The following is a 16,534-nucleotide window of genomic DNA, read 5'->3' on the forward strand; positions in this document are numbered from 1 at the left end:
ATCTACACCAGGGGTCTTGTCGCCCCTTGAGTGATTTACAGCTTGACCGTATGGTCAGCTTTTAAACTACACAACCTGACCAAGCGGTCAACTAGAATCTTGGGGTAGACATGGCAGAACCCACCCGCCCCATGCGGCGACAGGAGATCCGCCGAGAGAATGAAAAAACCATTCTCGTCGCTGCAGAGAAGGTGTTTGCGGAGGCAGGGTTTGGCGGCGCCACGATGCAGTTGATTGCGGATCTGGCGGGATTGCCGAAGGCAAATCTCCACTACTATTTCGCCACCAAGGAAGAGCTTTACCGGTCGGTCGTTCAAAACATCTTTGAAATCTGGCTACAGGCGGCCAATTGCTTCGACGCGGCGCGCGGGCCCATAGACGGCATCAGTGCCTATATCGACGCCAAGATGGAAATATCACGCCGCCATCCGGACGGCTCGAAGGTCTGGGCCTCCGAAGTGATGCACGGGGCGCCGGTGCTTCAGGACTATATGGAATCGACGCTGCGCGAATGGACCGACGGCCGCGTCGAGATCATCAGGCGCTGGATCGAGGAAGCCAAGATGGACCCGGTGGATCCGCGCCATCTGCTCTATATGCTTTGGGCCACGACCCAGCACTACGCCGATTTCGGCCATCAGATCGAGACACTCAATGGCGGAAAACCTCTGTCCGACCGGCAATGGCGGGAAGCCAAGGAAAATATCAAGCGGGTGATCCTGACCGGGATCGGTGCGTTGCCCGCCTGACTGTAATGGTTCGTTGCAAGCCAAAGGTCAGGTCGGCGCGCTGCCGCGCCGACCTCAACCGACCGCGTCAGTCCGTCAATCGATTGACCTCAGCACATCGCGAACATGGTCGATCAATTCGTTGATCTGGCCCTTGGTGATGATCAGCGGCGGCGAGAGCGCGATGATGTCGCCGGTGGTGCGGATCAGCGCGCCGCGCTCGAACGCCTTGACGAAGGCCGAGAAGGCCCGTTTGGTCGGCTGGCCGGCGATCGGCGCCAGCTCGATCGCACCGATCAGGCCGATGTTCCTGATATCGATGACGTTCGGCTCGCCTTTCAGCGAATGCAGCGCGTCTTCCCAGTACGGCGCCAGCTCCTCGCCACGGGTCAGCAGGCCCTCTTCCTTGTAGGTGTCAAGCGTGCCGAGTGCGGCCGCGCAGGCGATCGGGTTGCCCGAATAGGTGTAGCCGTGGAAGAACTCGATCATGTGCTCGGGGCCGGTCATGAAGGCGTCGTGGATCTCCTTCTTCACAAACACCGCGCCCATCGGGATGACGCCGTTGGAGACGCCCTTGGCGGTGGTCATGATGTCGGGCGTGACACCGAAATAGTCGGCGGCGAACGGTGTGCCGAGACGGCCGAAACCGGTGATGACCTCATCGAAGATCAACAGGATGCCGTGCTTGGTGCAGATCTCGCGCAGCTTCTCCAGATAACCCTTCGGCGGCAGGATGACGCCGGTGGAGCCGGCGACCGGCTCGACGATGACGGCGGCGATGGTCGAAGCGTCGTGCAGGGCGACGATACGCTCCAGCTCGTTGGCGAGTTCCGCGCCATACTCCGGCACACCCTTGGTGAAGGCGTTCTTTTCCGGCAGATGCGTGTGCGGCATATGGTCGACGCCGCCGAGCAGCGTGCCGAACATCTTGCGGTTGGTGACGATGCCGCCGACCGAAATGCCGCCGAAATTGACGCCGTGATAGCCGCGCTCGCGGCCGATCAACCGGGTGCGCGAGCCCTCGCCCTTCACACGGTGATAGGCGATCGCCATTTTGAGCGCGGTCTCGACCGATTCCGAGCCGGAATTGGTGAAGAAGACATGGTCCATGCCCTTGGGCGCCAGGTCGACCAGGCGGTTGGCCAGTTCGAACACGATCGGATGGCCCATCTGGAAGGCCGGCGCATAATCGAGTTCGGCAGCCTGGTGCTGGATCGCCTCGGTGATCTTCGGACGGCAGTGGCCGGCATTGACGCACCACAGGCCGGCGGTGCCGTCGAGCACCTTGCGGCCGTCGCTGGTTGTGTAATGCATGTCCTTGGCGGACACCATCATGCGCGGCGCCTGCTTGAACTGCCGGTTTGCCGTGAACGGCATCCAGAATGCACTGAGATCGTTCGGCGTGACTTTCAGCCGGTTGGACATGACCAGGACTTCCCCTTGTAAACTGTTTCGCTGCGCCCAACGCTTGGTCTTTGCCGCGTTTTCATGCTACGCAAATTTTTGACCGATTGGACAAACGTTAGCACCGCCCTTTAGGCGGTCAAGGATTACTAGCGGAAATGCGGCACCTGAAGTGCGTTCCACAGGCTAGGGAAAAACTGGTCCAGAGAATTGGTCCAGATGAGCCTCAACACGAGGGCTTGCAACGGTGACCATCGGCACGGATGCCCCTCGCCGCACCCGCATCCAGCAGGAAAAGCGCGAACTCATCCTGGAGGCGGCGCTTGAGGTCTTCTCCACCAACGGCTTTCGCGGCTCGACCATCGACCAGATCGCCGAAGCCGCCGGCATGTCGAAACCGAACCTGCTCTATTATTTCCGGCGCAAGGAAGACATCCACGAAACGCTGATGCAGCGCCTGCTCGACACCTGGCTGGCGCCACTGCGCGAACTCGACGACATTGGCGATCCCCTAACCGAACTGCGCAGCTACATCAGGCGCAAGCTGGAGATGGCGCGCGATTTTCCGCGCGAGAGCCGGCTGTTCGCCAACGAGATCCTGCAAGGCGCGCCGCGCATCATGCCGCTGCTGGCGGGCGAACTGAAAACGCTGGTCGACGAGAAGGCCGCCGTCATCAAGGGCTGGATGCGCGCCGGCAAGATCGCCAAGACCGACCCTTGGCACCTGATCTTCTCGATCTGGGCGACGACGCAGCATTATGCCGATTTCGACGTCCAGGTCCGCGCCGTGCTCGGACCGAACCGCGGCGGCGACGGCCGCTTCGAGGATGCGGCAAGATTTCTCGAGCAGTTGTTCCTCGATGGGCTGAAGCCGAAGGGCTAAATGGTTTCGTCATTCTAGGGCGAAGCAAGGAGCGAAGCGACGCGGCGCAGACCCTAGAATCCATGCCGCGACTTCAACGCGCCGCAAAGGTCCAAATTCTGCTCCGTAGTACTCTTCGGCAAACGTCCCGGCATGGATCCTCGGGTCTCCGCGTCCGCTTCGCCCGTGGATGACGAAGCCGAGGGGGACGCCAGCCAACCTCAGGCGCTGCGCCGCTCGGCCGGCAGCGCGTCCAGCAATGCCTGCAGCTTGGCGATCGAATTCTGCTCGGCTAACGGCGTGTAGACGATCAGCTTCATGTCCGAGCCGTCGCCGATCGACAGGCTCATATGCTCGAAGGTCATGGCGCCCGCGCTCGGGTGCCGGACATGTTTCACCCCCGACAACCGATGCGCGACGTCGCGCTGCGGCCACCAGGCACGAAATTCGGGGCTCGAACGCGTCATCAACTCGATCAGCCGCTCGAAATCCGGATCGCCGACATAGCGGGCGCTCGCGGCCCGGAACGAGGCCAGCACGGTGTGCGCCAGTTGCTCCCAGTCGACCAGCAGGTGCCGGTGATGCGGGCTCGTGAACACCATGTGGACGATGTTGCGGGCGTCACCCTCCAGCAGGCCATAATCGCCGAACACCGCCACCGCCGCCGGGTTCCAGGCCAGCACGTCCCAGCGCCGCCCGACGACATAGGCCGGCTGCAGCACCAGGCTCTGCAGCATGTGCAGCAACGGGCCATCGACCTTTTCCGGCGCTACGGCACGGCGCTCCGGCTGCTGGCGGTCGGCAAGGATGAACAGATGCTGTTTTTCGGCGGCGTCGAGGCGCAGTGCTTCGGCGAGCGCCGTCAGCACCTCGACCGAGGGCCTGACCTCCCGCCCCTGCTCCAGCCATGTGTACCAGGTCGTGCCGACACCGGCGATCATCGCCACCTCCTCGCGGCGCAAGCCCGGCGTACGTCGCCTGAGACCGGTGGTGATGCCTGCGGCCGATGGCGTCAGCCTTTCGCGGCGCGAGCGCAGGAAGGCGCCGAGTTCGCGCCGGCGGCTGTCTTCAGCCGAACGTGTGGGGGCCGCGTGAGGTTGGGACTCCATGCGCGTATTATAGCAGTATTGATACCAGGATAAAGTTTGAACTGTTTGGCCAGCGCCAACTGCCCCATCTTCCGTTCAGAGCAACAGAACGGAGGCTCTGAACATGGAACCCAAAGACAAGACGATCCTCATCACCGGCTCGACAGACGGCGTCGGCCGCGTTGTCGCGCAACGGCTCGGCGCCGCGGGCGCCCGTGTGCTGGTGCACGGCCGCGATGCAACGCGCGGCAAGGCTGTTGTCACCGAGATCGAAGCCGCCGGCGGCAAGGCCGAGCTTCTGGTCGCCGACCTCTCTTCGCTGGCCGAGGTGCGCCACCTCGCCGAGGCGGTGCGCGCCCGGACGAACCGGCTGGACATCCTCATCAACAATGCCGGCATCGGCACAGCGGGCCAAGGTGCCAAAAGGCAGGTGAGTGCCGACGGCTATGAACTGCGCTTCGCGGTCAACTATCTCGCCGGTTTCCTGCTGACATCGGAGCTCCTGCCATTGCTGAAGGCCAGTGCGCCGGCGCGCATCGTCAATGTCGCCTCTGCGGGGCAGCAGGCGATCGACTTCAGCGATGTCATGCTGACCCGCTCCTATGACGGGGTGCGCGCTTATTGCCAGAGCAAGCTGGCGCAGATCCTGTTCACCGTCGATTTGGCCGAACAGTTGAAAGGCACCGGCGTCACCGTCAACGCATTGCATCCGGCGAGCTACATGAACACAACCATGGTCCGGCAGGCCGGGGTGACGCCGTGGAGTTCGGTCGAGACCGGTGCCGACGCCATCCTCAACCTCGCAACCTCACCCGCGCTCAACGGAAAAAGCGGCCTCTATTTCGACGGCCTGCGGGAATCCCGCGCCGATGCTCAGGCCTACGACGCCAAGGCAAGGCAACAGCTGAGAAGCTTGAGCCTCGATCTCATCGGCCCGGCCTCCCCCACATCGAAGGAACAGCATTGATGACCAAGGCAATCCAACACACCGTCATCATCGGCGGCTCGTCCGGCATCGGGCTGGCGACGGCGCGCAAACTGCTTGGCCCGGACATGAAGGTGACCATCACCGGGCGCAACGAGGAGAAACTGAAGAGCGCTTGGAAGAGTCTTGGCGGCGCTGCCGGGAAGGCTGCATTCGACGCCTCGAAGCCGGATGAAGTCACCCGGTTCTTCGAGCGCCTTGGTCCATTCGACCATCTGGTGCTGGCGGCCAGCGGCGGCAAGGGCCTCGGCCCGTTCCCGGCGCTTGACCTGAGTGACATCGGCAGTGGCGTGGAGGAAAAGGTCCGCCCGCAGCTGTCCTGCCTGCAGGCCGCCTTGCCGACACTCAACAAGGCCGGATCGGTCACCTTCATCTCGGCGGTGTCGGCGCAGCTCGCAACGCCCGGCGTCGCCGGTATCGCCGCCATCAACGGCATGCTGTTGACCGTGGTGCCGATCCTGGCGATGGAGTTGAAACCGCTGCGCGTCAATGTCGTGGCGCCAGGCGTCATCGACACGCCCTGGTGGGACTTTCTGGCCGAAGAGCAGAGGCAGGCGCTGTTTGCCGACTATGCCGGCAGGACCCCGGTCGGCCGCATCGGTCGCGCCGAAGACGTCGCCGCGGCAATAGCCTTCCTCGTCTCCAACGGCTTCATGACCGGTCAGGTGCTGACCTGCGACGGCGGACTGCGATTTGCGGCCTAGCGTTCATCGGGCGCCGACAGGCTTTCACCCTCAATTGGCTCTCTTTGGATCACCCCGCACGCTCTTTTCGCCGGGGCTGTCACCGCCCGGTCTCACCGCATCTGAAGCGGTCTTTTCCGGAACATAGGAATAATCAGGCGTATCAGCCCCATACATCTTGTTGTCGATCGCCTCTTGCCAGCTGAAATCCGCGTCGGACGGTGAAACGTCGGCAATGTCATGGCGGGAGGAGCGAGAGTGCAGCCAGTTCGGGGTGATCTCTCGGACCAATTGTGCAAAGCGTCCCATCGAAACCGTTCCTTTCCTTGCCCTTTCCAGGAGGCGCGATCGCGGTTGCGTCGGCTGGATCTAAAGTTGACCTCTCAGCCAGGCCAGCGTCTCGACAACGTCGGCAAGCCCGTACCGCGCTGCGGTGTGCGCTGGTGGTTTGACGCGTATCGATATGCCGCCGGCATCATTGACGGCCTCAAAACCGTTTTCATCCGACGTGTCGTCGCCCAGGAAGACCGGGCGACGGCCCGTGAATGGCGCAATTTCCATGAAACGCCGGATCGCGGCGCCCTTGGCGGCCTCGAGCGGCAGCAGTTCCACACCGGCATTGCCGGGAACCACCCGGTAGCCCTTTGGCAGCGTGGCCAGCGCCTGCTCGACAAGCTGCGTCGCGCGCGGAAGCAGATGCGGGGCGGCGCGCGTGTGGATGGCCAGCACCCGTCCTTTGCGCTCGATATAGGCGCCACGACCTAGCTCGGCCTCGATCTCGTCGGCAAGCGCAGAAATATCCGCCGGCTCATCCGCGACTTCGACGTCGTCGTTCGGTAGGAGCCGATGTTCCAGGCCATAGAGCCCGGCGGCGCGCAGCTTCAAAGGCTGGAACAGATGATCGACAGCCGCGACGGAACGGCCTGTTACGAAGGCCAATGCCCCGTTCAGCTTGCGATCCAGGCCTTGCAGCAAGGAGCGGAGCTCGTCGCTGACCGAGACGGCGTCCGGGTGTTCGGCATGTTCCAGCAGGGTGCCGTCGATGTCGAGGAACAACGCCCATTCGCCGGTCAGCACAGTGTGCGGTTTCTCCATGACGGCCTGCGGCTTGTGCGGGGTCTCGCCAACAATATTTTGCAGCGCATCGCTCATGACATCGCCACCCGTCTGCGCTCAAAAATGGAGACGACATTGTCGACGCTGGGCGGCGGGTCCCTGACGGCACCGGTCACCCGATCGAGGTCCCCGCGCTTGCGCAAACGCGCCGCATCCAGAAGCATGCTGCCGGCCCAGCGATAGACATTGTTGTTGCGGATTGTCTCGCGCATGGGGCGCATGCGCTCGCGCTGTTCTTCGGGCGACATGGTCAGTGCCTGCAACAGCGCTCCGCTCATCATGGCGGCATCGTAAGGGTTGACGATAAGCGCCTCCAGCAATTCGCGCGAGGCGCCGGCGAATGTGCTGAGCATCAAAACGCCCTGCTCGTCGTCGCGCGCGGCGACGAATTCCTTTGCGACGAGGTTCATGCCGTCATGCAGGCTGGTGACCATGCATATGTCGGCGGCCCGATAGATCTCGTAGACCTGTTCTTGCGAGTGATGTTCGGCCACCATGATCACCGGCCTGTAGCCCTCGCTGCCATAACGCCGGTTGAGCTCTTCGGCATAACGGTGGCACTCGTCATGGAGCAGCTTGTAGGCGGGCAGCGTGCCGCGGCTGGGTGCCGCGATCTGCAGGAAGACCAGTTTTCCGATCCACTCAGGCTGTCGCTTGAACAATTCGTTCAAAGCGTGAAACCGATCGAGAATGCCCTTGGTATAATCGAGGCGCTCGACCCCGACGGCCAGCTTCACATCCGCTTTAAGGCCGAACCTCTCGCGCATGCGAGCGCGGCAATCGTCGACAGCGGGAAGTTTCGCCAGCAGGTCCGCCGGCCATTCTATCGAGATCGGATAGGCGTGCACCAATGTGGTCCGTCCGCCGTAGGAGATGGCCGCATCGGCCCGCTCGATGCGGCTTTCCAGGAAGCGATCGACGCTTTCGGTGAAATTGTTGGCATGGAACTGGGTGTGGAAGCCGATGATCGAGCTGCCGAGCAGGCCTTCGAGGATGCGTTCACGCCATGGGCAGATGCTGTACACTTCCGAATTTGGCCACGGGATGTGCCAGAAAGTGATGACGATCGCCTCCGGCAAGCGCTCGCGGATCATGCGCGGCAGCAGCGCGAAATGGTAATCCTGGACCAGCACGATCGGCCGCTCGTTGCGCGCCTCGGCAACCACCGTATCGGCAAACTTCCGGTTGACGGCTTCATAGGCAGCCCAGTCGGAGGCACGAAAAATCGGCCGGGTGAAGGCGATATGGCAAAGCGGCCAAAGGCCCTCATTGGCGAAACCGAGATAATAACCCTGATGCTCTTCCTCCGTCAGCCAGACCCGGCGCAACGTGTAGGACGGGTTGCCAGGCGGCACCTGCACGCGATCGTGGTCGTCGACGGTAAGGCGGTCCGCCGTTCCGCCACCATAGGCGATCCAGGTGCCCGCACAGGCGCGGGTAATGGGCTCGAGCGCCGACACCAGCCCGCTGGCCGGGACGAGCAACTCGACGCCGTCGTCCTTCACATTGTGGATGTACGGCTCGCGATTGGACACCACGATAACCTGCGCATCGGGCAGATCGTCGGCCAGGATCTTGCGCAATGTTTCGGGCGACCAGGTCACCAGCGCGGCATCGGCCGATTGGCCGTTCTTTTCGAACTCCCGTATCACCTTGCGCGCGGCCTCCGCCGCCACATCTTCGCCTGCCGTATGTGGGACGGCAGGAGGATGACGGCGACGGTGCCGCGATATGGAGAGGAATACGGCAAGAGCGGAAAAACCGAGGCTCGCGAAAATCAGAACCCAGAGCAGGTCCGCACCGTAGTTTGTCATTGAACGTCAACTCACCCCGGCCGTCGGCGACCGTTTGTTCGTGTTTCCCGTTTGAAACGGTCCGCCGGCCACGTGGTCGGCGTTCGGACCAGTGTTTTTGCAACGCACAAGGCCTGGATCGGTTCCGCCAATTTTGTTCGGATCATGTTCTTACTATGAGCGGCACCAGCCCTTCATGGCGGTCGGCCAGGAAAGCGACAACCCGGTCGCCGACGCGCTGGAAGGTGAGATCGACGACCCGGTCGCCGACGCCCAGGTGCCGCAGTGTCAGCGTGTCGATGCCGATCGGCAGCCTGGGGCGGCCAACGCGAATCTCACCCTCCCAGCCGTCGATCTCCAGGCCAAGACAGGCCTGCATCAACATGAAAGCGGAGCCCGCCGACCACGCTTGCGGCAGGCAGGCGACGGGATAGGCGATGGGTGCTTCGCCCGGCGCACGTGTAAAACCGCAGAACAGTTCGGGCAGCCGCATGTTGAAATGGACCGCGGATTCGAACGTGCCGCTCATCAGGCGAACCACGCTTTCGCGCTCGCCATAGCGCGCCAGCCCGGCACCGCAAAGGGCGGTATCGTGCGGCCAGATCGAGCCATTGTGGTACGACATCGGATTGAAGAACACGGCATCGTCGGCGAGCGTCCGCAGTCCCCAGCCCGAATGGAAGGAGGCGGAAAGCAGCTGGTCAGCCACCATCTGGGCCCGCGCAGGCTCAGGCAATCCGACAAAGAGCAGATGCCCCGCATTCGAGGTCCGCACCTTGCAGGGCTCGCCGGCACCGTCGATTGCCAGCGCATAGAAGCCGAGATCGTCAAGCCAGAAATCCCGTTCCACGGCAACCCGCATCGCTTCGGCGCGATCATCCCAGTGGTCGGCCCTGTCGTTCTCGCCCCGGCGACGGGCAAGTGCCGCCAGCCCCCGGAAGGCGGCAAAGACGTAGCCCTGCACTTCGACAAGGGCGATCGGGCCCTTGGGAATGCGGCCATCGGCATGGAAGACCGAATCGAAACTGTCCTTCCATCCCTGGTTGGCGAGGCCGGACTCCGCCGCTCGCTGGTAAGTCACGAATCCGGTCTCCCGGCCCGCCTCCTCCGTCCATTCGGCCGCGGCGCACAGCGACGGCCACAGGCCGTCGATGAACGCCATGTCACCGGTACGATCGGCGTAGGCACAGGCAAGATAGATGTAGAGCGGTGTCGTATCGACGCCACCGTAGTAGCGGCCAAAGGGAAGCTCCCGCAGCGCCACCATTTCGCCCTTGCGGGTCTCGTGCATGATTTTGCCCGGCTGCGAATCGCTGAACGGCGATGTCTCGGTCGCCTGATGCTGGGCCAGAAAGGCCAACACGCCCCGCGCCAATCCCGGATTGAGCCACAGCATCTGCAGTGCCGAGATGACGCCGTCGCGGCCGAACGCCGTCGAGAACCAGGGGATGCCGGCATAGGGATAGGGGCCGGTCGCCAGCTCGGTGGTCAGCAGCGCGACATCGGCGCGGGCGCGCTCGACCCAGTCGTTGAAGACACGGCCCGAGCTGCGCACCGTCGCGCCATGGCGACGTTTGGCCCGCATGCCAAAGCGGGCGCGGGCGGCAGCGGCGCGGAACCGGTCGCGGTCGGGCTTGTCGGCCACCTCGGGACCGACCTCGACATAAAGCACCTTCCTGCTACGCTTGGTCACGGCGATCAGGAAATCGGCACGGTTGGCACTCAGTTGGTCCGGCGCCTGCGAGAACGATATCGCCGAGAGGCGGGCCAGGCCATCGAGCCCATCATAGCGCAGCAGGACCGACGTCGCGTTTGTTTCGGCGGCATGGGCCAGCCCGCGCTTCGGCCGTGTCGAGCCACGCACTTCGAACATGTCGCGGAAATCGGCGGAATAGTGCAGGGAAACGCTGATCGTCGAGTGTTCCCGGCTGTAATTGGAAAGGGTGATGCGTTCAAACAGCCTGTCCTGCCAAAGCAGTCTGACGCGTTCGATGTGAATGGCTCCCTGCGGGATGTCGCGTCCACCGGCGCTCTGTATCGGCAGATTGGTCAAATTGGTGGTGAACAGCACATTGTCCTGGCTGAGCGAGGCGCCGAGCAGAGATGTCTGCCTGCCGCCGACGGTCAGCCGGAACTCGGAAAGAACCCGCGTGTCGTCGCGAAAGAAACCGTCGCCGGCGCCACGTATGTCGCCATAGGCGTCGGCAACGGCGAAGCAATCGCCCTGCTTGAGCGCAAACAACCGATGCGGCTCGCGAGGGGCGGTGGCGTCGAGCGATGCAAGCGCAACCGCAGGATCGAGCTGGCGCTCATCGAGTTGGGCCATTCGTCAAAGATCCCTGTTGTTTCGTTGCCGTGGCTCGAGCACGTCGCTGCTCAAGACGCCTTCGCCGTGCTCGGGACGCCGATCAGGCCCGCATAGGCGGCCAGATAGTCGCCGGCCATTCTTCGGGCGGAGAACCGCTTTTCGAAAACGGCCCTCACCTTTCGCCTGTCGAGTTGCAGCAAGTCCGGCACCGCAGCGACCGCGCTATCCATTGTGTCAGCGATAAAACCGGTGACGCCTTGATCGATGATCTCCGGCAGCGCACCGCAACTCCAGCCGATGACCGGTGTGCCGCAGGCCATTGCCTCGATGGCGGCAAGGCCGAACGGCTCCGGCCAGTCGATCGGGAACAGCAGGCCGGCCGCCTTGCCGAGAAATTCCGCCTTCTGGTTTTCCTCGATCTCACCGACATAGACAACGCGATCGCCATCGATCAAAGGCTCGACCACCTCACGGAAATAGGCGCGATCGTCGTCGCCGATCTTTGCCGCGAGCTTGAGCTTGAGCCCCGAACGCAAGGCGATCTCGATGGCGCGATCCGGGCGCTTGTCGCGTGAGAACCGGCCGAGGAAGGCAAGGTAGGGTTCTTCGGCGGCCGTCTCGAACGTCGGTTCGTAGAGAGCAGTCGGCAATCCGTGATGGATCGTCGCCAACCAGTTGGCGTTGGCAAGGCCCGCCTTCTGGCTGTGCGAAATGGAAATCAGGGGAAAGCGCGGGAACCTTTCATAGGCCGGCGCCAGGTCGACATAATCCAGCCTGCCATGCGGCGTCGTCACCGTCCGCTCCGCAATATCCTCAAAGAAGGAAAAATGCAGGAAGTGGCTGAGGTGGAAGTGGATGACGTCGAACTCCGACGCCCGTTCCCTCACCTGCGCAAGCATCGAAAGATGCGCCGCGATCTCGGATTTGAGCGGACGCGGATCGAGGCGCAACGCGCGTTCCCGGCTGGGTACCAGCTTCGCGGAGGTCTGGCTGTCGCCACTGGCAAACAGCGTCACCTCATGACCCAGATCGACCAGCGCTTCGGTCAGATACGAGACGATGCGCTCGGTGCCGCCATAGAGCCTTGGCGGCACCGATTCATAAAGCGGCGCGACATGGGCGATTTTCATATTTCATCCTGGATGCTGGGCATGCAGGTGTGAAATGCGTCAACGGCTCGATTGGTTCCGATTTTATGGTTGAGCCGTCGGCACCAGAGGCCGCAGTCGGCATGGAACTGTGCGTCAAACGGATTGCGCGATCAGGGTCAGAAAGCCACCGCTCAGGGCAACATTCCCGACGAAGCCATTGATGCGGGACGCACGGTCCGGACCCTGATGGTCCCAGAAATTGTGGAACATCGGCGTGGCGACGATGAGGAACAGCAGCAGCACCGTGGCCGCGAGTGCCGTCCACAATCCTGCGATGACCAGCACACCGGCGGCGACCTGAAGCACGATACCAGTCCACAGTGCCAACCGCGCCTGCGGCACACCGCGCGCGGCCATCAGCTGGGTCAGGAAGGCCGCGTTCTGGATATTGCGCAGGCCGGCGAAAACGAAGGCGCCGCCGAGCAGCAAGCGAGCGAGAAACAACAAGGTCGAAGGCAAATCCGCAGGCATCAAACTCTCCCCTTTAAAGGTTTAAGGCAGTGGGAGCGCGCTCTCCACGGCGCTCCCAACATGATTGGACAATCAGGCGGCCTTGGCCGCCGGCATCGGATGTATGGCTTGGAACGGGATGCACAGCCGGTTCCAGGTGTTGATCATGCCGAGCGCAACGGACAGCTTGACCAGCTCCTCTTCTGAGAAATGCTCCAGCGTACGTGCATAAAGTTCGTCCGGCACGCCGTTGTTGGCGATCAGGGTGACGGCTTCGGTCCAGGCCAAAGCCGCGCGTTCACGCTCCGAGAACAGCGGCGATTCCTTCCAGGCTGAAACCAGATAGAGCCGCTGCTCGGTCTCGCCGTCGCGCCTGGCCTCGCGGCTGTGCATCTCGACGCAGAACGAGCAGCCATTGATCTGCGAAGCCCTGAGTTTGATCAGGTGCAGCAGGCTCACCTCGAGCCCGCATTCGTCCACCGCCTTGTTGAGCGCCGACACCGCCTTCATGATCTCCGGCGCCTTGGCGAAAAATTGCAGCCTCTGTTTCATCGTCTCGTCCTTTCACGTCTGCTTGGGTTTTGAGGTTTTGGGGTTAACTGGATTTCTGCGGCCGCTGGTGGCGCTCGACAAAGGCGCAGCTCGCAGCAAGCGACCTGGGATCGCCTTCTGCCGCGTAGGTGGCCACGATATCGGACAGCTTGGTCTCGGCGAGCGCGGCGCGATAGGCGCGTTCGGCCTTCAGCATCGCGGCGTTGATGCCGCAGGGTTTCACATAGGCCGACGCATCGAGCTTCACCGGACCGCGCTGGCGGATCTCGCCGCAGCGGAAGGCCGGCTCGCGGCCCTCGACGGCCAGCACGATGTCGAGCAGCGTGATGCGCTCGGCTGGCCGCGCCAGCCGATAGCCACCGGCAGGCCCGGGCACCGATTCCAGGACGCGCGCCGCGCTCAGCATGTTGAGATGCTTGAGCAGATAGCTCGGCGAAAGGCCAAAGGCCTCGGCGAGAGCGGCGCCCGGCATGGTGCTATTGCCTTCCACACTGGCCAGCGTGGCGGCGCAATGGATGGCTGCTTCAACACCCTCGCCCAGCTTCATCGAACAGGTTCCTTATTCATGGATACATACTATCGTGGATAATTCATATCTGCAATAGGAAAATGAAAAACGGCGCTCGAAAGCGCCGATTTTCTCTTGGGGGTAGTTCCTACTCCGCAGCCACCTTGGCCATCGGGTTGTTCGGGTGCGTGGTCCAGTTGGCGTAGACCGGCGATACCGGCCTGCCGGTGCGCTGGTCCATCACACCGGCTGCCAGCGGCTCCATGGTAATGCAGTTCTCGACCGGGCAGACATTGACGCAGAGATTGCAGCCGACACACTCGGCCTCGATGACCTCGAAGTGCCTGACGCCGTCGACCATGCTGGTGATCGCCTGGTGCGAAGTGTCCTCGCAGGCGATGTGGCAGCGGCCGCACTTGATGCAGGCATCCTGGTCGATATGCGCCTTGGCGACGTAGTTCAGGTTGAGATACTGCCAATCGGTGACATTGGGCGTGGCGCGGCCGACGATGTCGTCGAGCGAGGCGTGCCCCTTCTCGTCCATCCAGTTTTCCAGGCCCGCGATCATCTCCTGCACGATCTTGAAGCCGTAGGTCATCGCCGCCGTGCAGACCTGCACATTGCCGGCGCCGAGCGCCATGAATTCGGCCGCGTCACGCCAGGTGGTGATGCCGCCGATGCCGGAGATCGGCAGGCCCTGCGTTTCCGGATCGCGCGCGATCTCGGCCACCATGTTCATGGCGATCGGCTTTACCGCCGGCCCGCAATAGCCGCCATGCGAGCCCTTGCCGTCGATGGTCGGCTGCGGCGCGAAGCTGTCGAGATCGACACCAGTGATCGAATTGATGGTGTTGATCAGCGACACCGCGTCGGTGCCGCCGGCATGTGCTGCGCGCGCGGGCTTGCGCACATCGGTGATGTTGGGCGTCAGCTTGGTGATGACGGGCATACGGGTGTTCTGCTTGCACCAGCGCACTACCATTTCGATATATTCCGGCACCTGGCCGACGGCGGCGCCCATGCCGCGTTCCGACATGCCGTGCGGACAGCCGAAATTGAGCTCGATGCCGTCGGCTTCGGTCTCCTCGACCACCGGCAGGATCGCCTTCCAGGCTTCCTCGACGCAGGGCACCATCAGCGAGACGACGATGGCGCGGTCGGGCCAGTCCTTCTTGACCTGCTTGATCTCGCGCAAATTGACCTGCAGGTCGCGGTCGGTGATCAGTTCGATGTTGTTGAGGCCGAGCAGGCGGCGGTCGGCGCCCCAGATCGCGCCGTAGCGCGGACCGTTGACGTTGACCACCGGTGGGCCCTCCTCGCCCAGCGTCTTCCACACCACGCCGCCCCAGCCGGCCTTGAAGGCGCGGATGACGTTGTAGGCCTTGTCGGTCGGCGGCGCCGAGGCCAGCCAGAACGGATTGGGCGACTTGATGCCGACGAAATTGTTTCTGATATCCGCCATGCTCATGCCCTCCCGTTCGAGGTCAGTGCCCGATTGATGCTCTCCGCAGCGTCGCGTCCCTGCGCGACCGCCGAGACGGTCAGGTCGTCGCCACCGAAGATGCAGTCGCCACCGGCCCAGACCTTGGCAAGCGACGTGCGCCCTTCCGAATCCACCTTGATGCGGCCGGCTTCGAGGTCGATCGATGCACCGCTGCCGTTGAGGGCGGCCGGGACAAAACTCTGGCCAATCGCCTTGAACACCTGGTCGGCAACGAGCGTCAGCGTCTCGCCGGTGCCGGCAAGCCTGTCGCCGTTGAGGGCGGTGTATTCGAGTTCGACGGCAGTGACCTTGCCGCTCTCGGCGATCACCCGCTTCGGCTGCAGCCAGTGACGGATGCTGACGCCATTGGCAGCGGCCAGATCCTGCTCGAACTCAGACGCATTCATGTGCTCCTGGCCGCGCCGGTAGCAGATCGTCACCTCCTCGGCGCCGAGCAGCTTCGACTGTACCGCGGCGTCGATGGCCGTCATGCCGCCACCGATGACGACGACGCGGCGACCAACCGGCAGGCCGGAAAGGTCGCTGGCCTGGCGCAGCTCGGCAATGAACTCGACCGCGTTGATGACGCCGTCAGCGTCCTCGCCATCGGCACGCAGCGCATTGACACCGCCAAGGCCCATGCCGAGAAACACCGCGTCGTAATTGCGGATCAGATCCGACAGCTGATAGTCGCGGCCGAGCGCCTTGCCGTTCTGGATGTCGATACCGCCGATCGCGGTCACGTAGTCGACTTCGGCCTGGGCGAAATCGTCGACGCTCTTGTAGGCGGCGATGCCGTATTCGTTGAGGCCGCCGGCCTTCGCGCGCGCCTCCAGGATGGTCACGTCATGGCCGTGGCGGGCGAGCCGGTGCGCGGCGGCAAGGCCGGCCGGCCCGGCGCCGACCACGGCGACCGTCTTGCCGGTCGGCTCGGCGCGCGGATAAAACTGCTTGTTCTCGCCCATGGCGACGTCGGTGGCGTAGCGCTGCAGGCGGCCGATCTGCACCGGCTTGCCTTCCGCCACCTCGCGCACGCAGACTTCCTCGCACAGCGTCTCGGTCGGGCAGACGCGGGCGCACATGCCGCCCAATATGTTCTGGTCGAAGATGGTCTTGGCCGAACCGATCGGATTGCCGGTCGAGATCTGGCGGATGAACAGCGGAATGTCGATCGAGGTCGGGCATGCATTCATGCACGGCGCGTCGTAGCAGAAATAGCAGCGATCGGATTCGACCAGCGCCTCGTGGTGATCGAGCGGCGGATGCAGGTCGGAAAAATTATCCGCATACTGGTCGGCCGAGAGCCTGCCGCCCGCAATGCCTTCCCTGAATTGGCCTTCTGGCATCGTCAGTTCCCCATGTTTTCTTTTGGGGAAGGCTAGCACGTTTTATTTTTTTATCAATTGGTCAATTTTCGGCGCAA

16 protein-coding genes are annotated in these 16,534 nt (G+C 63.1%); 4 read left to right on the forward strand and 12 right to left on the reverse strand.

Annotated features, from left to right (window positions below):
• The first annotated feature begins 110 nt into the window (after positions 1 to 110).
• Positions 111 to 749 carry a TetR/AcrR family transcriptional regulator gene (locus tag LB519_RS29145; protein WP_013530908.1) on the forward strand — a complete coding sequence of 213 codons (639 nt, stop codon included), beginning with the start codon at positions 111 to 113 and terminating at the stop codon, positions 747 to 749.
• Between the two features lie 75 nt (positions 750 to 824).
• On the opposite strand, the gene LB519_RS29150 is transcribed toward LB519_RS29145, so the two are convergent.
• A complete protein-coding gene (locus tag LB519_RS29150; RefSeq protein WP_013530907.1) occupies positions 825 to 2,153 on the reverse strand; it encodes an aspartate aminotransferase family protein in 1,329 nt (442 codons plus the stop codon).
• Positions 2,154 to 2,379: 226 nt separating this feature from the next.
• Between LB519_RS29150 and LB519_RS29155 the strand changes: the two genes are divergently transcribed.
• Positions 2,380 to 3,015 carry a TetR family transcriptional regulator C-terminal domain-containing protein gene (locus LB519_RS29155; protein WP_013530906.1) on the forward strand — a complete coding sequence of 212 codons (636 nt, stop codon included), beginning with the start codon at positions 2,380 to 2,382 and terminating at the stop codon, positions 3,013 to 3,015.
• 200 nt (positions 3,016 to 3,215) lie between these two features.
• Here LB519_RS29155 and LB519_RS29160 read toward each other — a convergent pair whose 3' ends face one another.
• On the reverse strand, positions 3,216 to 4,103 hold the full coding sequence (locus tag LB519_RS29160) for a helix-turn-helix transcriptional regulator (RefSeq protein WP_224621768.1): 888 nt from the start codon (positions 4,101 to 4,103) through the stop codon (positions 3,216 to 3,218).
• A 103-nt stretch (positions 4,104 to 4,206) separates the two neighbouring features.
• Here LB519_RS29160 and LB519_RS29165 point away from each other — a divergent pair, with 103 nt between their 5' ends.
• Together LB519_RS29165 and LB519_RS29170 are read left to right on the forward strand one after the other, a co-directional pair.
• Positions 4,207 to 5,049, forward strand: a complete 843-nt coding sequence (locus LB519_RS29165; RefSeq protein WP_224621769.1) for an SDR family oxidoreductase — start codon at positions 4,207 to 4,209, stop codon at positions 5,047 to 5,049.
• Positions 5,049 to 5,771 (forward strand): SDR family oxidoreductase, encoded by a 723-nt coding sequence (locus LB519_RS29170; protein WP_224621770.1) that lies wholly within the window; start codon positions 5,049 to 5,051, stop codon positions 5,769 to 5,771. The genes LB519_RS29165 and LB519_RS29170 overlap by 1 nt, the downstream gene beginning before the upstream one ends.
• Positions 5,772 to 5,801: 30 nt before the next feature.
• Here the strand turns inward: LB519_RS29170 and LB519_RS29175 are convergent, their stop codons facing one another.
• The 10 genes from LB519_RS29175 to LB519_RS29220 form a co-directional block, all read right to left on the reverse strand.
• On the reverse strand, positions 5,802 to 6,059 hold the full coding sequence (locus LB519_RS29175; RefSeq protein WP_063168507.1) for a hypothetical protein: 258 nt from the start codon (positions 6,057 to 6,059) through the stop codon (positions 5,802 to 5,804).
• 60 nt (positions 6,060 to 6,119) lie between these two features.
• Positions 6,120 to 6,902, reverse strand: coding sequence for a trehalose-phosphatase (gene otsB / locus LB519_RS29180; RefSeq protein ID WP_411909266.1), 783 nt, complete (start codon positions 6,900 to 6,902; stop codon positions 6,120 to 6,122).
• Positions 6,899 to 8,680 (reverse strand): trehalose-6-phosphate synthase, encoded by a 1,782-nt coding sequence (locus LB519_RS29185; protein ID WP_224621772.1) that lies wholly within the window; start codon positions 8,678 to 8,680, stop codon positions 6,899 to 6,901. The genes otsB and LB519_RS29185 overlap by 4 nt, the downstream gene beginning before the upstream one ends.
• A gap of 142 nt (positions 8,681 to 8,822) precedes the next feature.
• Positions 8,823 to 10,985 (reverse strand): amylo-alpha-1,6-glucosidase, encoded by a 2,163-nt coding sequence (locus LB519_RS29190; RefSeq protein WP_027160673.1) that lies wholly within the window; start codon positions 10,983 to 10,985, stop codon positions 8,823 to 8,825.
• Positions 10,986 to 11,035: 50 nt separating this feature from the next.
• Complete coding sequence (locus LB519_RS29195) at positions 11,036 to 12,097, reverse strand: glycosyltransferase family 4 protein (protein WP_013530898.1); 1,062 nt, start codon at positions 12,095 to 12,097, stop codon at positions 11,036 to 11,038.
• Positions 12,098 to 12,211: 114 nt separating this feature from the next.
• Entirely contained in the window at positions 12,212 to 12,589 is a 378-nt protein-coding gene (locus LB519_RS29200) for a DoxX family protein (protein WP_013530897.1), read from the reverse strand.
• A gap of 72 nt (positions 12,590 to 12,661) precedes the next feature.
• A complete protein-coding gene (locus tag LB519_RS29205) occupies positions 12,662 to 13,120 on the reverse strand; it encodes a carboxymuconolactone decarboxylase family protein (protein ID WP_024501510.1) in 459 nt (152 codons plus the stop codon).
• 43 nt (positions 13,121 to 13,163) lie between these two features.
• Entirely contained in the window at positions 13,164 to 13,667 is a 504-nt protein-coding gene (locus LB519_RS29210; protein WP_013530895.1) for an RrF2 family transcriptional regulator, read from the reverse strand.
• Between the two features lie 109 nt (positions 13,668 to 13,776).
• Positions 13,777 to 15,090 carry an NAD-dependent dihydropyrimidine dehydrogenase subunit PreA gene (gene preA / locus LB519_RS29215; RefSeq protein ID WP_013530894.1) on the reverse strand — a complete coding sequence of 438 codons (1,314 nt, stop codon included), beginning with the start codon at positions 15,088 to 15,090 and terminating at the stop codon, positions 13,777 to 13,779.
• Positions 15,091 to 15,092: 2 nt separating this feature from the next.
• The gene (locus LB519_RS29220; RefSeq protein WP_013530893.1) at positions 15,093 to 16,457 is read right to left on the reverse strand and encodes an NAD(P)-dependent oxidoreductase; all 1,365 of its coding nucleotides are present in this window, start codon (positions 16,455 to 16,457) and stop codon (positions 15,093 to 15,095) included.
• Between the last annotated feature and the right edge of the window lie 77 nt (positions 16,458 to 16,534).

Source organism: Mesorhizobium sp. AD1-1, assembly GCF_020164655.1.
Taxonomy (GTDB): domain Bacteria; phylum Pseudomonadota; class Alphaproteobacteria; order Rhizobiales; family Rhizobiaceae; genus Mesorhizobium; species Mesorhizobium ciceri.